The following is a 17460-nucleotide window of genomic DNA, read 5'->3' as shown; positions in this document are numbered from 1 at the left end:
AGACATGGTCGAGGTCCGGCTCGATGCGGTGAGCAAGGTGTTCTCCCGCTCCGGGGAGCCCGCGGTCGACACGGTCGACCTGACCATCCGCGACGGCGAGTTCTTCACGCTGGTGGGCCCCAGCGGCTGCGGGAAGACCACGACCCTGCGGATGGTCGCCGGGTTCTACTTCCCGTCCGCGGGCCGCATCTTCTTCGGCGCCGACGACGTCACCCGCACGGCGCCGAACAAGCGCGACACCGGCATGGTGTTCCAGAACTACGCCCTGTTCCCGCACCTCAGCGTGGCGCAGAACGTCGGCTACGGGCTCAAGACGCGCAAAGTGCGCGGCGCGGAGGCCCGCCGCCGGGTCGACGAGGCACTGGAGCAGGTGCACCTCGCGGGCTACGGCGGACGCCGCATCGACCAGCTCTCCGGCGGCCAGCAGCAGCGGGTCGCGCTCGCGCGGGCGCTGGTGATCCGGCCCCGCACGCTGTTGCTGGACGAGCCGCTGTCCAACCTCGACGCCAAGCTGCGTGAGGAGACCCGGCTGGAGATCCGCCGCATCCAGCGCGAGGCCAACACCACCTCGATCTACGTCACGCACGACCAGGCCGAGGCGATGGCCATGTCCGACCGGATCGCCGTCATGAACGGCGGCACCGTCCAGCAGGTCGGCAGCCCGGAGGAGATCTACCGCCGCCCGGCCAACCGCTTCGTCGCAACGTTCATCGGGCGCAGCAACGTGCTGGAGCTGCCCGCCGCCGGCGCCGGGCCGGAGCACGTCGACGTCACCGGTCCCGACGGCGTCACGCTGCGGGCCGCGGCACCGTCGAACCACGGGCTGAGCGCACCGGCGACGGCGCTGGTGTCGGTGCGCCCGGAGAACATCCGGCTGACCGTGCCCGAGGTCGCCGGCAGCCTGCGCGCCACTGTCGTCGAGACCGAGTTCACCGGCATGTCCACCAACGTGGTGGTCGACCTCGCCGGCACCGAGCTGCACGTCGCCGCCGTCCAGGTCCCGGCCGGGCTCGCCGCCGGCGCCACCGTCGGCGTGGTGCTGCCAGCGGAGCACCTGTGGGTGGTCCGGCCGTGAGCGTGCGCACCTCGCCGGACCCCGTCGCCGAGGCGCCACCGGCCGCGCCGGCCCGGCGGCTGCGCGGCGGTGCGATCACCGGCTCCCGCTGGTTCCCGTACCTGCTGGTGCTCCCGCTGGCGCTGGTGCTGTGGGGCTACATCGTCCAGCCGATGCTGGCGACGTTCTTCGAGAGCGTCGGCGAGAACGCCGGCGACAACTACACCGGCTTCCTGTCCAGCGATGGCGTCGCCCAACAGTCGCTGATCAACTCCATCCTCATCTCGGTGGCCAGCGTCGTGCTGTGCGGCGTGGTCGGCGTCGCGATGGCGTTCCTGCTGCGCCGGTTCCAGTTCCCTGGCCGCGGGCTCATCGAGGCGATCATCCTGGTGCCCGCCGCGCTGCCGCCGCTCATCGGCGCCATCTCGTTTCAGCTGCTCTACAGCGAGACCGGCATCCTGCCTCGGGCGCTGCAGCAGCTGTTCGGCACCGAGGAGCCGGTGCTGGCGGTGAGCGGGATCGCCGGTGTGCTGGTGGTCCACACGTTCACCATGTACCCGTTCTTCTACCTGGCCGCGTCCGCGGCGCTGCGCGGGCTGGACCCGTCAGTCGAGGAGGCGGCCTACAATCTGGGCGCGTCCCGGTTGCGGATGTGGCGCACCGTGCTGCTGCCGATGCTGACCCCCGCCATGGTCTCCGGCGCGCTCCTGGTGTTCATGACGTCGCTGGCGTCGTACACCGCGCCGCTGCTGTTCGGCGTCGACCAGACCATGACCATGCAGATCTACATCAACCGCACCAACGGCGACATGCCGCTGGCGTCGACGTACGCCTCAGTCCTCGGTGTGGTGTCGATCCTGTTCCTACTGGCCATGCGGTGGTACGAGGGCCGGCGGTCGTACCGGTCGCAGTCCAAGGGCGTGGCCAGCCACCGGCGCGAGGTAACCAATCCGCTGGGCCGCTGGCTGGCCATGGTCGGCTCGCTGGTGGGCGTCGCGGTGCTGCTGGCGCCGGTGGCGACCATCGGGCTGGTGGCGTTCTCGCGCGACGGCTCCTGGACCACGCAGGTGATCCCGTCGGAGTACACGACGGAGAACTTCCGGACCATCGTCGACGACCCGCGCGCCTTCGAGCCGATCCTCAACTCGCTGACCATCAGCGCGGTCGCCACCGCCGGGATCATCGTCGTCGGCGTGCTCATCGCGTACGCGGTGCGCCGGCTGCAGTTCGTCGGGCGGTCGCTGCTGGACATCGGCGTGATGCTGGCCTGGGCGCTTCCCGGCACCGTCGTCGCGATCAACCTCATCGCGGCCTTCAGCACCGGCAGCGTGTTCAGCTTCGGCCAGGTGCTGGTCGCCACGTTCTGGATCATGCCGCTGGCCTACTTCGTGCGGTTCTTGCCGATGGTGTTCCGCTCGACGTCCGCCGCGCTCGCGCAGACCGACCCGGCGCTGGAGGAGGCCGCCCGCAACCTGGGCGCGTCCTGGCCGCGGGCATTCCTGACGGTGACGGTGCGGCTGGTGCTGCCGGGCGTGGTGGCCGGTGCGCTGCTGGCATTCGTGCACGGCGTCGGGGAGTTCGTCGCGTCCGTCCTGATCTACACGTCGCAGACCGAGCCGATCTCCGTCGCCATCAACAACAGCATGTACCGGTTCGAGGTGGGGACGGCGGCGGCGTACGGCATGCTGCAGATCGTGCTGATCTTCATCGTGATGCTCGTCAGCGGCCGGCTGGAGCGCGGCCGGTCGTCCCGCTCGGCCAAGGAGGCGACCCAGTGGGCGGGCTGATCGACTCGACCCGGGTGACCGGCGCGACCTGGCCGGACGTCGTCGCCGGCGCCGACCTGGCGGTCCTGCCGGTCGGCGCGTTCGAGTGGCACGGCCCGCACCTGCCGCTGGGCACCGACCTGCTGCTCGCCGAAGGGTTCGCCCGGGCCTGGGCGGAGGACACCGACGCCCCGTCCGGTGTGCTGTACCCGTCCATCGCGTACACCGCCTGCCCCGGGCAGACCCGGCCGTGGCCGGGCACCGTCGGCGTACGCCCCGAGGTGGCGCTGCCGTACCTGTGCGACGTGCTGGAGGGCATCGTCGCGGCCGGCTTCGTCCGCGTGCTCGTGGTCAACGGGCACGACGCCAACATGTCCATCGTCCGGGCCGCCATGGAATGGGTGTCCGGACGGGGCCGGTGCAGCCTCCTGCTGGCCAACTGGTTCCAGCTGATCACGCCGGAGGAGACGACCGAGATCTTCGGGCCGCTGCCGGCGCGCGGCCACGGCGGCGCGTACGAGACCAGCGGTGTGCTCGGCTTCGCGCCCGATGCCGTCGACCTCGCCGCCACCCGCGATCTGCCGCCCCGGCCAAAGCTCTCCACCCCGAGCCCGTACGTGCTGGTGGAGTCGCGCCCCACGCCGTGGGAGGGGTGGTCCGGCCACGTGTCGCTGGTCGGCGACGACGCCGGGCGGCGGGTCCGCGAGCTGGGCGCGCTACGGCTGCGCGAGCTCGTCGAGGCCTGGCTGGCCGCGCCGCTGCCGGACCCACCCGGGACCGCACCATCCGCGAACGGAACACCGAACACAGGAGAGGCCGATGCCTGACCGGGCCCTGACCGTCTACCAGGAGAACCACCTGCGGGTAGCGTTCGAGCACCACGCGGCCACGCTCTACGGGCCCATGGTGCAGGCCAGCCGGGCGCACGTGGTCATGCTCGCCGAGCAGGGCCTGATCCCGTCCGGGCGGGCCGCGACGCTGCTGCGCGGGCTGGAGGCGATGCGCGCCGACGACCCGGCGGCGCTCACGTACGACGGTTCGGTCGAGGACGTCTACTTCACGGTGGAGAAGCGGCTGGCCGCCGCCTGCGGCATCGACACCTCCGAGCTGGACGTGCAGCTGGCGCGCAGCCGCAACGACCTGGACCAGGGCGTGTTCCGGATGATCCTGCGCGAGCAGTTGGCCGCGGTCCAGGACGAGGTACTTGCGACGGCCGCGGTGCTGCTGGACGCCGCGGACCGCTACGCCGACGTCGTCGTCATCGGGTACACCCACCGCCGGCCGGCGCAGCCGACCACCATCGGGCACGTGTTCGCCGGCTACGCCGAGGCGCTGGCCGGCCAGGCGGGGGCCTATTCCGCCCTGCTCGACGAGGTCAACGTGTCGCCGCTGGGCTCGTGCGCGTTCGCCGGCACCGACCTGGCCATCAGCGCCGCCCGCGTGGCCGAGCTGCTCGGCTTCGACGGGCTGGTCGTGAACTCCTACGAGGCCGTGGCCGGCGCTGATCACCTCATGCGGGTGGCCACGCTCAACGCGCAGGCGCTGGCCACCGGTGCCCGCTTCGCCCGCACCCTGATGGACTGGCTGAGCTGGCAATGGGTGACCACGCCGGCGGAGTTCACGCAGGGCAGCAGCATCATGCCGCAGAAGCGCAACCCGGTCGTGTTCGAGCACCTGGTCTCCATGGCCGGCGCCACCGCGGCCGACGCCGCCTCGGTGCTCAACAACGTGGGCGCCGCGTGGTGGGAAGACTCCAACAACGCGACGACCGACGTGCAGGCGCGGCTGTGGGAGAGCGACGACCGCGCCCGCCGGTTCTTCCGCCTGCTCGGCGGGGTGACCGCGCGCATCGAGCCGCTGTCGCCGCCGGCGGCCGGCGATATCGTCGCCACCGGCGCTACGACCACCGCCGCCACCGACACGCTCACCGCGGCGGGCGTGCCGTTCCGGGGCGCGCACTCGGTGGTCGGCCAGCTGCTGCGCGAGGCTGAACCGGACCGGTGGACCGTCGGGACGGTGCTGGAGGTCACGGACGAGCTGGGGTTCGCCGACGTCGGCGAGGAAGCCGCCAAGGAGCTGATCGCCGCCGCCAACGACCCCGCGCGGGTGCTCCGGCGCGAGCAGGTCGACGGGCCCGGCACGGTCGCCGTGCGCCGCCAGGTCGCGGCGCTGCGGGGGAGCGTCGCCCGGTCCGCCGAGCACCTGGCCGCCTACCGGGCCCGGCTGGACGCGGCCGCTGCCCGCCTCGACGACGTGGTGCGCGAGCGGGTCGCCGCGTGAGCGTTCCGACATCTGGGCTGCTGTTGGGCATCGACTTCGGCGGCACCAAGATGGCGCTGGCGCTCGCCGAGCCCGACGCCACCATCGTGGCGCGGCGACGGCTGCCCACCTACGCCGTCGACGGCGCCGAGCGGGCCCTCGCCCGGGCGCTGGACGCCGCGGAGAAGCTGGTCTCCGACTCCGGCCGGCCGCTTCTTGCCGCCGGGATCGCCACGCCCGGCGTGGTCCGGCCTGACGGCATCGACCTCGCGCCGAACGTCCCGGGCTGGGGAGAGCTGCGACTGGCCGACGCGCTGCGGTCCCGGCTCGGCGACATCCCGGTGCCGGTGTGGAACGACGTCAACGCCGCCGCGCTCGCCGAGGCACGCCACGGCAGCCTCCGCGACGCCGACCCGGGCCTGGTCCTCGGGTTGGGCACCGGCGTGGCCGCGGCCCTCACCGTCGGCGGCCGGGTCGTGCCGGGCTTCCACGGCGCCGCCGGCGAGATCGGCTACACGCTCGGCGGCGCCGGCACGCTGGACCCGGACGAGGCGCACCTCGAGGCGGTCTTCGGCGGCCGCGTGCTCGACGACCTCGCCGCGGCACACGGCCTGTCCGGCGGTGCCGCGGAGCTGGTCGCCGCCGCGGACCCCGAGCTCAGCGCCGTCGTCGACCAACGCATCGACACGATGGCCCGCGTCGTCGTCGGGATGTGCCTGCTGTTGGATCCGGAGCGGGTCGTGCTGTTCGGCGGGCTCACCGGCAGCGCGCGCATCGTGACCCGCCTGACCGAGCGGCTGCGCTCGCACCTGGTGTTCGTGCCCGGCGTCGTGGTGTCCGGCTTCGCCCAGGACGCGCCGCTCGTGGGCGCGGTCACCTTGGCGGCCGACGCCGCCTCGACCTGACATCAACGCCGGTCGGGCGCCGGCGCACGCGGGGTGTGGGCACGTGGCGGGGCCGGTGCCGCATGAGGCCCCTTTGACGCGCCCGGTCGAGGCCGGACATTCGCTGGAAGAGCAGGAAGATCGCGATCGGCAGCGCCATCGAGATGAGCAGCGCGGCCAGGAACACGTCCAGCTCGACGGTGTCGCGGATGATCGGCAGCCGGACAGACCAGGGCTGCAGGGTCGGCCGCTTCGTCGACATCGTGGGACAGGCCGACCATGAAGCGCTTGACCAGCAGCACGTTGAACGCGTTCGCACCGGCCGGCAGCCGCACCGCCCAGTACGTTCGGCCTGGTTCCAGGCAGTGGAGAGGTTCGCCCAGTCGACGCCGCCGGGCCAGAACGATCGCTGACATCACGAGGATCGTGTGTGCTCCACCATGCTCGTAAGCCTGGTGAGGTCGAGAACACCCGGGTGATGTAGCGGATCCTCGATGCGGGCACGCGACAGCGACCACACACCGTTCCTGCACCGACCGCGCACCGGGAAGGAGACCTCGTCCATGATCAACACGGGTCACGCGGGTGGGTGGACGCGGGCGGTGTCGGGAACGCGCACCTCCTCGGCAGCCTCGGCCGGCGACGGCTCGGGGTGACGGGCCAGGGCGCTGGGCCACCACATCCACCGCCCGATGTCGAGGTTGAGCGACGTCACCAGGATCGAGCGGACGATCATGGTGTCGAGGAGGACGCCGAGGGCCACCGCGATGCCGATCTCGGCGAAGGCCACCACCGGCAGCGTCGCCAGCACGGCGAACGTGCCGGCTAGGACGAGGCCGGCCGACGTGATGACGCCACCGGTGGCGGCCAGGCCGATGAGCGCGCCGCGGCGGGTGCCGTGGACCTTCGCCTCCTCATGCACCCGGGTCATCAGGAAGATGTTGTAGTCGATGCCCAGAGCCACCAAGAAGACGAAGACGAACAGCGGGAACGCGGTGTCCGCGCCGGCGAAGCCGAGGATGTGCTCGAAGATCAGCGCGCTCAGCCCGAGCGCCGCCGCGAACGACAGCACGACCGTCGCGATCAGCACCAGGGGTGCCACCAGGGCCCGCAGGAGGGCCGCCAGGATGAGGAACACAGCGACGAGCACGAGCGGGATGATCACCGCGCTGTCGCGGGCGGCGGCATCTTGCGCGTCCAGGTTGATCGCGGTGTTGCCGCCGACCAGTGCGTCGGCGTCGGGGACCGCACGGACGGCATCGCGCACCGCCAGCACGGTGTCGCGCGCCTCCTGGCTGTCCGGCGCCGCCTCGAGGGTGCCCTCCTGGTAGGCGATGCCGTCGACGACGGCGGGCTCGGTCACCTCGGCGATGCCCGGGGTGTCCGCGAAGGCCGAGCGGACGTCGTCGGCGGCCGCGGCGTCGCTGACCACGATGACGGGGCTGCCCGTGCCGGCCGGGAAGTGCCGGGCCAGCGCCTCCTCGCCCTCGATCGATGCCGGGCGGTCGACGAAGGCGTCCCGGTTCGGCAGCACGCCGGTGTCCAGGCCGAACAGGCCGAGCGCCATCGCGCCGAGCGCGAGCGACGTGCCGATCCACACCGTGCGCGGGCGGCCGGAGATACGGCGGCCGACCCGGGCCCAGAACCCGCGCTCGGTGGGCTCCGGCGAGCCGAACCGCGGCCGGACCGGCCAGAACACCCAGCGTCCGGTGACGACGAGCAGCGCCGGCAGCAGGGTGAGCATGGCCGCGAGCCCGATGGCGACACCGACGGCGAGCACAGGCCCCATGCCGCGGGTGGAGTTCATGTCGGCCGCGAGCAGGCACAGCATGCCGATGGCGACGGTGGAGGCGCTGGCCACGATGGCCGGGCCGGCGCGGTGCAGCGCGAACGCCATCGCCTCGTGCCGGTCCTCGTGGCGTCGCAGCTCCTCGCGGTACCGGGCGATCAGCAGCAGCGCGTAGTCGGTGCTCGCGCCGAAGACCAGCACCAGCAGGATGCCGGCGGTCTGCCCGTTGACGGTGACGTCGGCGTACTCCGCGAGCAGGTAGACGACGGCCTGCGCGGCGGTGAGCGCGGTGAACGCGGAGAAGACGGGGATGATCCACAGCACCGGGCTGCGGTAGGAGATGAGCAGGATCACGATGACGACGCCCATCGCGGCGTACAGCAGCGTGCTGTCGATGCCCTCGAACGCCTCGGCGAAGTCCGCCGCGACGCCGCCCGGCCCGGCCACGTGCGCCGTCAGCCCGTCCGGGCCGTCGGAGACGATGTCGTTCATCTCCTCGACGGTGTCGCCGAGCTCGAACCATCCGCCGTCGCCGGGGTCGATCTGCGCGATGACCTCCAGCGCCTGGCCGTCGGCGGACGGGACCGGCCCGACCACCTCGCCGGTGACGGCGTCGAGGTCGGCGAAGCTCTCGGCGTCGGCGGCCGCCTTGGCCTGGTCCTCCGGCGTGATGCCGCCGGGCCGCTCGTAGACGATGATGGCCGGGACCTCTTCGCCGGTCTGGAACGCCTCCTGCTGGACTTCGAAGACCCTGGTGGACTCCGCGCTACCCGGCAGCCACGACGCCGCATCGTTCTCCTGCGCCCCGGTGAGCTCGGCGGACAGCGGGAACGCCGCCGCCATAATGGCCAGCCAGAAGACGACGACGGCCCACTTGCTGCGACGACCGCACACGAGCGTGCCGAGCCTGCGCCTGGATGCCCCCATGATCCACCACTCCTCGGCCAGCGCACCGGCCCCCGTCGGAGTAAGACCCGCACGATTCTAAGTGCGATGCGGACAAATGTGACCTTCCGCACAGCGAAATCTCGGCCGCCGGTAGAGGGTTGGCGTCCGGTGCCCGCGAGAGGGAGCCGGGGTCGAGGCGGCGGCCGGGGAGGTGCTTTACAGCGGCAATGGGTCGCACTAACGTACAACCGAGTGGTTGTAGTTTTGCGGTCACGCCGAGTCGGGAGGAACAGCACGTGCGTACGTTCAAGCTCCAGGTCCAAACCACGCTCGACGGCTTCATGGGCGGCCCGAACGGTGAGCTGGACTGGGCCACCGTCCCGTGGTCCGACGACCTCACCGACTACGTCAGCGCGCTGGACGCGCCCGTCGACACCATCGTGCTGGGCCGCAAGCTCGCCGAGGGCTTCATCCCCGCCTGGCAGTCGAGACCGGAGGGCGAGACCCAGGAGTCCATCGACCAGATGAACGACACGCCCAAGGTGGTCGTCTCGAACTCCCTCACCGAGTCGCCGTGGCCGAACGCCACGGTGGCCGGCGGCGACCTCACCGAGGTCATCACGAAGCTCAAGTCCGAGCCCGGCGGCGACATCATCGCCTACGGCGGCAGCACGCTGGTGACCGGCCTGATCGCGCTGGGCCTGCTCGATGAGCTGCACCTGTTCGTCAACCCGGCCGCGATCGGTGCCGGCCTGCCGGTGTTCCCCGACGCCGAGACGTACGGGCGCTTCCGGATGGTCCGGGCCCGGTCGTTCGACTGCGGCATCGCGGCGCTGCACCTGGAGCCGGAGCGGGGCTGACGAGGACGGCGAGAACCCAGGCACATGACGGTCACCCGGGTGGAGAAGGACTTCGACGCACTGACGCTCACCGTGGTCGCGGAGTTCGCCGCGCCGGTCGAGCGGGTCTGGCAGCTGTGGGCCGACCCGCGCCAGCTCGAGCGCTGGTGGGGGCCGCCGGACTTCCCGATGTCGGTCCACTCGTACGACCTGAGCCCCGGCGGCGTGGTCACCTATGTGCTGACCGGCTCCGGCGGCCAGAGCAGCCGCGGCCGGTGGCGCGTCGCCGCGGTCACCCCGCCGACGGCGCTGGAGTTCACCGACGGGTTCGCCGATCGCAACGGTGACCCCGTCGCGGGCGCGCCCACGACGAGCGTGAGGGTCGAGCTGTCGGCCGACGGCGATGGCACGCGGATGGTGGTCCGCTCTGTCTTCAGCTCCCGCGAGCATATGGAGCAGCTGGCCGAGCTGGGCGCGATGGACATCTTCGCCGGCACGATCGGCCAGATGGACGCCGTCCTGGCGGACGGGCGGCCGCGCCCATGATCATCAACGATCTCGGGTGCCATGACCCCGGAGATCGTTGATGATCATGGGCTGGGTGACGGACGATCACCGCCAGACGCGGTCGAAGAGCTCCGGGTCCAGCGGCAGCAGCCAGCAGCGCGCGATCAGCCCGTCGCGCAGGCCATAGAGGCCCACCGTCGACCATGCCCAGTCCGCGCCGTCGACAGACGCGGTCCCGTCGGTCAGCGCCGCGATCGTGTCGCCGTCGCCGGTGAGCACGTCGCGGCGGTGCATGCGGAAGGTCCCCGCGGCGAGCTGGCGGCGCCGGTCGAAGTAGGCGAACACCTCCTCGACGCCGCGGTAGGTGCCGGCGATCGCGTTGTCGCCGGGCACCGTCCAGGTGATGTCGTCGGTCAGCAGCGCGCGCAGCTGGGTGCCGTCGCCGCCGCCGTAATAGGCGTTCTGCGCGGTGTGCAGGTCGTCCAGGAGGGTGGTAGCCGAGTTCCGGTCCATGCCGACGAGCCTCTCACCGACGTCAGAGCCAGCCGCGGCGGGCGGCGGCCAGCCCAGCCTGGAACCGCGTCTCCGCGCCGAGCAGCGCCAGCAGCGACGCGATGCGCCGGCGCGTGGTGCGGTAGCTCCAGCCGAGGTGGTTCGCGATGGCCTGGTCCTTCATGCCGCTTGCCAGCAGCGGGAGCAGCCGCAGGTCGTCCGGTCCGGGTACGACGGCGTCAGCGTCGCCGTTCGCGGTGGCCGAGTCCGGCGGGGCCGCGCTCAGCGGGGTGGCGCGCGCCCACAGTTCGTCGAAGACGTAGAGCAGCACGTCCAGCAGCGAGCACGGGTGCACGACGATCGCGCCGGACACGTCGCGCTGGTTGAGCGACTGCGGGACGAACGCCAGCTTCCGGTCGAACGTGGCCAGCTTGAGTGGCAGCCGGGAGGTGACGCGGGCCTGCTCGCCGGCCTCGACGTAGCGCAGGATCGCGTTGGCCGCGTGTGGCGAGCGCTCCAGGGCGGCGCGGTCGTAGATGGCCTTGCAAGCGACGCCGCGGGAGAGGATCTCGAACTCCAGGTCGTTGGACGACGGGCCGCCCGGGCCGGCGTACGGCGGCGTGTCGAGCACCTGGATCTCGGTGGTGGCCGACCGCTGCAGCTGATCGAACCGGCGCAGCACCGCCTCGGAGCCGGTGACGATCTCGCACAGCTCGGTGCGCTCGGCCTCGAGGCCGTCGCGGTAGTCGTCCATGAGCTGAGCGCCGAGGGTGCGGATGCGGCTCAGCTGGGCCTCCCGGTCGCGGACCAGCGCCTCCAGTCCGACGTCCGGTGCGGCCGGCAGGAACCGGGCGACGGCGCCGGGGGAGCGGCTGACCAGGCCGGTACGCTCCAGGACGGTCAGCGCCCGGCGGGTCCGGCTGCGGGTGGCGTCGAGGAAGTCGGCCAGCTCGGCCGCCGTCGTGCCCGGTTCCCGCAGCAGGGTTCGGTAGACGCGCTCCTCGACCGGCCCGAGGCCGAGCGCGGCGAATGGTCCCGCGTCGTCCAGTGGGCCAGTTGTGTCCATGGCCATAGCTGGCCAGCTTAGTTCCTGGACACCGAATCGCGACGTCGCGGACCATACCGGCAATCAGCCCAGGTCGTCGGAAGGCCGAGCATGCCGCGTACCCGAACCCCGCTCCGCCGCCGTCCGATGGCCGCGCTCGTCGTCGCGACACTGGTCGTCGGCCTGGCCGGCACCTCGACGGCGGCCCCTGACGCCGGCGCCGGCGACGCCGCGGCTATCGACCCGTCCGACACCGCCGCCACCGCAGTGGGCGACGGCGAAACGTGGCGGGACAAGGTCGAGCCGCAGGTGCTGTCGACCCTCGAGGCCGGCGAGACCGCGGACGTCATGATCGCGTTCGACGAGCGGGCCGACCTCGGCGATGCCGCGCTGATCGACGATTGGACCGAGCGCGGTACCGCCGTCGTCGAGCAATTGCAGGCGACGGCGGAGGAGAGCCAGCGCGACGTGCGGGCATTCCTCGACCAGGCCGGAGTGGACTACGAGTCGTACTGGATGGCCAACGCGATCCTGGTCCACGACGCCACCGAGAGCGTCGCGCGCCGGGTGGCCGACCGCCCCGGCGTCGACCAGGTGCTCGACGTCCATCAGTACGAGCCGCCGCAGCTGCTGCCCACCGACCCCGCCGAGGCCGAGGCCGTCGCCGCGCAGGCCGCCGGCGAGTGGGGCGTCACCGCCATCGGCGCGGACCGGGTGTGGAGCGATGTCGACGTCAGCGGCGAGGGACTGATCATCGCGAACATCGACACCGGGGTGCAGTTCGACCACCCGTCGCTGGCCGCGCGGTATCGCGGCACGAACGCCGACGGCAGCGTCAGCCACGACTACAACTGGTTCGACCCGTCCGGCATCTGCCCGGACGCGGCACCGTGCGACAACCAGGGCCACGGCACCCACACCATGGGCACGATGGCCGGCGGCGACGAGGGCGGGACGGCCATCGGCGTCGCGCCGGGCGCGCGGTGGATCGCGGCCAAGGGCTGCGAGGCGACCGCCCAGGTGGGCTGCTCGACGCCGGCGCTGATCGCCTCCGGACAGTGGACGCTGGCGCCCACGGACCTGGCCGGGCAGAACCCGCGAACGGACCTGCGCCCGCACATCGTCAACAACTCGTGGGGCTCGGACACTCGCGGCTTCGCCGACCCGTTCTACGACCAGATCGTCGACGCCTGGAACGCGGCCGGCGTGTTCGCGATCTTCTCCAGCGGCAACGACGGCATGGCCGGCTGCGCCACCGTCGGGTCGCCGGCGGACTCGCCGAACGCGTACGCCGTCGGCTCCCACGACGTCGCGAACGCCATCGCGGCGACCTCGAGCCGCGGCCCCGGCCCGGACGGCCGCATCCGTCCCGACATCGCCGCCCCCGGCGTGGCCGTGACCTCCAGCATCCCCGAGGACCGCTATGCCAGCGCCAGCGGCACCTCGATGGCCTCGCCGCACGTCTCCGGCACAGTCGCGCTCATGTGGGCGGCGGCACCGTCGCTGATCGGGGACGTCGACGGCACCCGCGAGCTGCTGGGCGGCACCGCCGTCGACACCGAGGAGCTCAGCTGCGGCGGCACCGCGGAGAACAACAACTCCTTCGGCGAGGGCCGCTTGGACGCCTACGCCGCCGTGAACGCGTCGCCGATCGGCGCGACCGGCTGGCTGGCCGGGCGCATCACCGACGCCGAGACCGGTGAGCCGGTGGCCGGTGCGGCGGTCCGCGCCGTCAGCGAGGGCTATGAGCGGACCACCCTCACCGACGAGGACGGCCGCTACGAGACGACGCTCGTCGAGGGCGCCTACGAGGTGACGGTGACGGCCTACGGCTACGAGCCGGCCACCCGCACCGGCCTCGACGTCACGGGGGACGCCACCATCACCCAGGACGTGCCGCTCACGGCGCTGCCGTCGGTCACGGTGAGCGGGACGGTCACCGACGGTTCGGGCCAGGGCTGGCCGCTCTACGCTGGGCTGACCATCGAGGGGTACCCGCACGGCGTGATCTGGACCGAACCGGAGACCGGCCGGTACGAGATCGAGCTGCCCGCGGACACCACCTACCGCGTCACCGTCGTGACCGAGTACGCCGGCTACACGACGCTGCGCGAGGAGCTGACGGTCGGCGGCGACGACCTCACCGCCGACCTCGCCATCGAGGTGGGCACGGTGGAGTGCGTGGCGCCCGGCTACGAGCAGGTGCACGACGGGGCGTTCGCGGCGTTCGACGACGGGCTCCCCGACGGCTGGACCGTGGAGACGGCGCGCGGCGACGGCTGGGTGACCGGCGACCCCGGCGGGCGCACCAACCTGACCGGCGGTGACGCCGACTTCGTCAGCGTCGACAGCGCGTTCGGCGGCCGCCTCGAGGACTCCGTGCTCATGTCGCCGGTGACCGACCTGTCCGGCGTCGACGACCCGGTCCTGGCCTTCCGCAGCGACCTGCTGCTCACCCGCGGAGTCGCCGAGGTCGACATCTCCGTCGACGGCGGCGCCACCTGGGAGAACGTGTGGACCCGGACGGCGTTGCAACGCGGCCCGCGCCAGGAGCTGGTGCCGATCGCGGCGGCGGCCGGCGCCGGTGAGGTGCAGGCGCGGTTCCACTACCGCAACGACACCTCCAACAACGGCTGGTGGGCGCTGGACGACGTTCTCATCGGCGCCCGCTCGTGCGCGCCGGCCGAGGGCGGCTTGGTCGTGGGCCAGGTCGTCGACGACCGCACCGACGCCGTCGTCGACGGCGCCACCGTCAGCACCGAGGACGGCGTCCGTGCGACCACCGTCGACACGCCGAACGACCCGGAGCTCGACGGCGGCCTGTACTGGCTGTTCTCCCCGCAGCCCGGTGAGCGTGAGCTGACCGCCGAGCACGAGCTGGGCCAGTACGGCACGCAGACCCGGGAGATCGACGTCGCCGACGGCGAGCTCACCCACGCGGACTTCGCGCTCGGCACCGGCGAGCTGGCCGTGAGCAGCACCGTCGTCGAGGGTTCGGTCGAGGTCGGCGGCAGCAGCACGGCCACCGTCACAGTGACCAACGTCGGGACCGCGCCCGCGTCGTTCGAGCTGGCCGAGCGCGACACCGGTTTCGAGCAGCAGCAGGAGACGCTGGCATCGCTGCCGAGCGCGCCGCTGCGCCTCTCGGTCGTCGACGACGACGGCGGACCGCTCGACCCGCAGAGCGCTGCGGCGACGGCCGGCGACGCGTCGAGCGCGCCGGCGCCGTCGCCGGACCCGAACGAGGCGCAGTGGCAGCGGCTGCACGATATGACCATCCCGCGCACCGACGGCCTGGCCGCCGTGCACGAGGGCAAGCTCTACTACGTGGGCGGCATGTACTACACCGGCAGCACGCGGCAGCGGGACATGATCTACGACATCCGCACCGACGAGTGGAGGCTCACAGAGGCGTTCCAGGAGCCGCGGAACAAGGCGGCCGGCGGGTTCATCGGCGACCTCCTCTACGTGGTCGGCGGCTGGTCCTGGAGTGAGGAGACGGCGACCACCCTGGTGTACGACCCGGCGACGGACTCGTGGTCCGAGCGATCGCCGGCACCCATCCCGTTCGCCGCAGCCGGGTACACGATCCTCGACGGCAAGCTCTACGTGATCGGCGGCATCACCCCGGACACCGAACTCAACGGCTCTACCGCGGTGCAGGTGTACGACGCGGCCACGGACACGTGGTCGCGGGTGGCGGACTACCCGGAGCCGGCCGCGTGGCAGTCCTGCGGCCCGATCGACGGGCTCATCTACTGCGCCGGCGGCCAGGGCCCGGATGCGCGGCACAGCGACCGCGGCTACGTCTACAACCCGGCCACCGACGCCTGGTACCGGATCGCCGACCTGCCCATCCCGGTGACCCAGACCGCGAACAGCGCGGCCAACGGCCTGCTCATGATCTCCGGCGGGCAGGTCGGCGGCTACCGCAGCAACCAGGGCTTCTATTACGACCCGGCCGCGGCGCAGTGGGCGGCGCTGCCGAACTCCATCTTCGATGTCTACCGGCTGGCCGGCACCTGCGGCTTCTACAAGCTCGGCGGCACGCAGGGCCAGCCGGGCACGTTCCCGTGGGTCGAGCAGCTGCCCGGCTTCGACGACTGCCAGACCGCGACCGAGGACCCGGTGCCGTGGATGTCGGTCGACGGCGAACGACGCACGCTGGAGCCGGGGGAGTCCGCCGAGGTGACGGTGACCCTGGACGCCGGCGCGGCGGAGGCGAACCAGCCCGGCGAGTACCTGGCCCGGCTGCTGCTCCTGGAGGACACCCCGGCAACCGCCCCGGCGCTGACCGTGAGCATGGACGCCACCGCGCCGTCGTCGTGGGGCCTGGTCACCGGCACCGTCACCGGTCTGGGTCGCTGCGACGCGCCCGGCGCACCGGTTGCCGGCGCCAGCGTCGAGCTGCGCGGCGCGAAGTCCACGGTGGAGGTGACCACGGACGCGAACGGTGTCTACCGGCACTGGATGGACCGCTCCGAGCGACGGGTGACCGTGACCGCGTCCGCCGACGGCTACACCAGCGGCGACGGCGCCGCCAACGTCGTCGCCGGCGAGACCGCCGCCCGCGACCTGACGCTGCGCCTGGACGAATCGTGCGCGGCGGCGGCGCCGGCGGAGCTGGAGCTCACCGTGCGCGCCCGCGGGCAGGCCGTCGAGCGGATCACGCTGGACAACGCCGGCGGGGCGGCCGGCTACGACTTCCAGGTGAGTGAGACCGGCGAGGCGCTGCAGCCGCTGGCGTCCGGTGCGACGGCCGCGTCAGCGCCGGTGGAGGTGGCCGCGGCCGAGGGCTGGACCGAGGGTACGGCGGTGCCGGGCGGCCGGATGAATTACGCCGCCGCCCAGTGCCCCGGCCAGCCCGACGTCGGCTACGTGTTCGGCGGGGCGGACGCCCGGCCCGAGGTGACCCCGCGCAGCTGGAAGTACGACGCGGTGGCGGACACCTGGCAGGAGCTGGCGCCGATCCCGGAGGCGGGACAGGAAGCGGTCGCGGTGTGCGAGGCAGGGAAGATCCATGTCCTCGGCGGCGACGCGACCGACCGGCACTACGTCTACGACATCGCCCGGAACACCTGGGCGGAGGCGGCGCCGCTGCCGGAGGCGCTGGACGGAGCCGCCGCTGCCGCCTGGGACGGACGCGTGTACGTGGCCGGCGGGGCACCCGACGGCGACTGGTACGGCACCAGCGGCGACCTGTTCGTCTACGACATCGCGACCGACACGTGGACCGAGGGGGAGCCGATGCCGGTTCCGGTGCGCCGGGCCGGGTTCGCCCAGGCCGGGACGCACCTCTACGTCGTCGGCGGGATGTCCGTGCAGGGCACCGACGCGGTCGTGCACGACTCCGTGCAGCGGCTCGACCTGCGCGAGGGGACGTGGAGCGCGGGGCCGGCGCTGGCGGCGCCGCGGGCGGGCCTGTCGCTCGCCGTCACCGACCAGGCGGTCTACGCCGTCGGCGGCGAGGAGGACCGGCCCCCGTACGGCCGGCTGCCGACGACGACGGTGCAGCGGCTCGCGCTGGCGGACTGGGACAGCGGGACGTGGACGATCGACCCGGCCGACGACCTGCCGCGCCCGGTGCACGGCGCACCGGCCGGGTTCTGTACCGAGGCCCGCACCGGCGGCGAGATCTGGTCCGTCGGCGGCAACGGCAGCTCGCTGAACAGCGCGTGGTACCTGCCGGTCGGCGAGCGGTGCGCCGGGACGGCCGCGGACGTGCCCTGGCTCTCGGTGCGCGGGACGGTGGACGGGACGATCGCGGCGGACGGCTCGGCGCGGGTGAGCGTGCACGTCGACGGCGGCTCGATGCGGGCGGGGGAGAGCTACGTGGCGACCCTGCTCGTCGACACCACCGATCCCGGCGCCCCACAGCTGCGCATCCCCGTCCGCGTGACCGTCCGCTGAACGCCTGGTTGCGTCACCGTTCGCCCG

Annotated in this window: 12 protein-coding genes; 9 read left to right on the top strand and 3 right to left on the bottom strand. The window is 72.7% G+C overall.

Annotated elements, in window-relative coordinates; genetic code table 11:
• Positions 1-4: 4 nt before the first annotated feature.
• The 6 genes from E1269_RS09555 to E1269_RS32165 all read left to right on the top strand — a co-directional run bounded on the left by E1269_RS09555 (position 5) and on the right by E1269_RS32165 (position 6376).
• Entirely contained in the window at positions 5-1075 is a 1071-nt protein-coding gene (locus E1269_RS09555; protein WP_131893758.1) for an ABC transporter ATP-binding protein, read from the top strand.
• Positions 1072-2841 (top strand): ABC transporter permease, encoded by a 1770-nt coding sequence (locus E1269_RS09550; RefSeq protein ID WP_203433260.1) that lies wholly within the window; start codon positions 1072-1074, stop codon positions 2839-2841. The genes E1269_RS09555 and E1269_RS09550 overlap by 4 nt, the downstream gene beginning before the upstream one ends.
• The gene (locus E1269_RS09545) at positions 2829-3647 is read left to right on the top strand and encodes a creatininase family protein (RefSeq protein WP_131893756.1); all 819 of its coding nucleotides are present in this window, start codon (positions 2829-2831) and stop codon (positions 3645-3647) included. The genes E1269_RS09550 and E1269_RS09545 overlap by 13 nt, the downstream gene beginning before the upstream one ends.
• Entirely contained in the window at positions 3640-5100 is a 1461-nt protein-coding gene (locus E1269_RS09540; protein WP_131893754.1) for an argininosuccinate lyase, read from the top strand. Before E1269_RS09545 ends, E1269_RS09540 begins: the two co-directional genes overlap by 8 nt.
• A complete protein-coding gene (locus E1269_RS09535; RefSeq protein ID WP_203433258.1) occupies positions 5097-5984 on the top strand; it encodes an ROK family protein in 888 nt (295 codons plus the stop codon). The genes E1269_RS09540 and E1269_RS09535 overlap by 4 nt, the downstream gene beginning before the upstream one ends.
• Before the next feature lie 143 nt (positions 5985-6127).
• On the top strand, positions 6128-6376 hold the full coding sequence (locus E1269_RS32165) for a hypothetical protein (RefSeq protein WP_162606319.1): 249 nt from the start codon (positions 6128-6130) through the stop codon (positions 6374-6376).
• 164 nt (positions 6377-6540) lie between these two features.
• Here E1269_RS32165 and E1269_RS09525 read toward each other — a convergent pair whose 3' ends face one another.
• Complete coding sequence (locus E1269_RS09525; protein ID WP_131893750.1) at positions 6541-8679, bottom strand: MMPL family transporter; 2139 nt, start codon at positions 8677-8679, stop codon at positions 6541-6543.
• 257 nt (positions 8680-8936) lie between these two features.
• Here E1269_RS09525 and E1269_RS09520 point away from each other — a divergent pair, with 257 nt between their 5' ends.
• Together E1269_RS09520 and E1269_RS09515 are read left to right on the top strand one after the other, a co-directional pair.
• The gene (locus tag E1269_RS09520) at positions 8937-9500 is read left to right on the top strand and encodes a dihydrofolate reductase family protein (protein ID WP_131893748.1); all 564 of its coding nucleotides are present in this window, start codon (positions 8937-8939) and stop codon (positions 9498-9500) included.
• Positions 9501-9524: 24 nt separating this feature from the next.
• Positions 9525-10025: an SRPBCC family protein gene (locus tag E1269_RS09515; RefSeq protein WP_131893746.1), complete on the top strand. Its 501-nt coding sequence runs from the start codon at positions 9525-9527 to the stop codon at positions 10023-10025.
• Between the two features lie 66 nt (positions 10026-10091).
• Here E1269_RS09515 and E1269_RS09510 read toward each other — a convergent pair whose 3' ends face one another.
• Both E1269_RS09510 and E1269_RS09505 read right to left on the bottom strand, forming a co-directional pair.
• Positions 10092-10499 carry a nuclear transport factor 2 family protein gene (locus E1269_RS09510; protein ID WP_131893744.1) on the bottom strand — a complete coding sequence of 136 codons (408 nt, stop codon included), beginning with the start codon at positions 10497-10499 and terminating at the stop codon, positions 10092-10094.
• Between the two features lie 22 nt (positions 10500-10521).
• Entirely contained in the window at positions 10522-11544 is a 1023-nt protein-coding gene (locus E1269_RS09505; protein WP_162606318.1) for a helix-turn-helix domain-containing protein, read from the bottom strand.
• A gap of 90 nt (positions 11545-11634) precedes the next feature.
• On the opposite strand from E1269_RS09505, the gene E1269_RS09500 reads away from it, so the two are divergent.
• Positions 11635-17433 (top strand): S8 family serine peptidase, encoded by a 5799-nt coding sequence (locus tag E1269_RS09500; protein ID WP_131893740.1) that lies wholly within the window; start codon positions 11635-11637, stop codon positions 17431-17433.
• The last annotated feature ends 27 nt before the right edge of the window (positions 17434-17460 follow it).

It is taken from the genome of Jiangella asiatica, assembly GCF_004349065.1.
In the GTDB taxonomy this organism is placed as follows: Bacteria; Actinomycetota; Actinomycetes; order Jiangellales; family Jiangellaceae; genus Jiangella; species Jiangella asiatica.
The sequence above is the reverse complement of the archived record's forward strand: the minus strand, read 5'-3'. Positions and strand labels throughout refer to the sequence as shown.

What these genes read in the sequence shown, in the direction of transcription:
- E1269_RS09555 (WP_131893758.1), top strand. Translation starts at nt 5, where the DNA reads ATGGTCGAGGTCCGGCTCGATGCGGTGAGCAAGGTGTTCTCCCGCTCC.
- E1269_RS09540 (WP_131893754.1), top strand. Translation starts at nt 3,640, where the DNA reads ATGCCTGACCGGGCCCTGACCGTCTACCAGGAGAACCACCTGCGGGTA.
- E1269_RS32165 (WP_162606319.1), top strand. Translation starts at nt 6,128, where the DNA reads ATGAGCAGCGCGGCCAGGAACACGTCCAGCTCGACGGTGTCGCGGATG.
- E1269_RS09525 (WP_131893750.1), bottom strand. Translation starts at nt 8,679, where the DNA reads ATGGGGGCATCCAGGCGCAGGCTCGGCACGCTCGTGTGCGGTCGTCGC.
- E1269_RS09515 (WP_131893746.1), top strand. Translation starts at nt 9,525, where the DNA reads ATGACGGTCACCCGGGTGGAGAAGGACTTCGACGCACTGACGCTCACC.
- E1269_RS09510 (WP_131893744.1), bottom strand. Translation starts at nt 10,499, where the DNA reads ATGGACCGGAACTCGGCTACCACCCTCCTGGACGACCTGCACACCGCG.
- E1269_RS09505 (WP_162606318.1), bottom strand. Translation starts at nt 11,544, where the DNA reads ATGGACACAACTGGCCCACTGGACGACGCGGGACCATTCGCCGCGCTC.
- E1269_RS09500 (WP_131893740.1), top strand. Translation starts at nt 11,635, where the DNA reads ATGCCGCGTACCCGAACCCCGCTCCGCCGCCGTCCGATGGCCGCGCTC.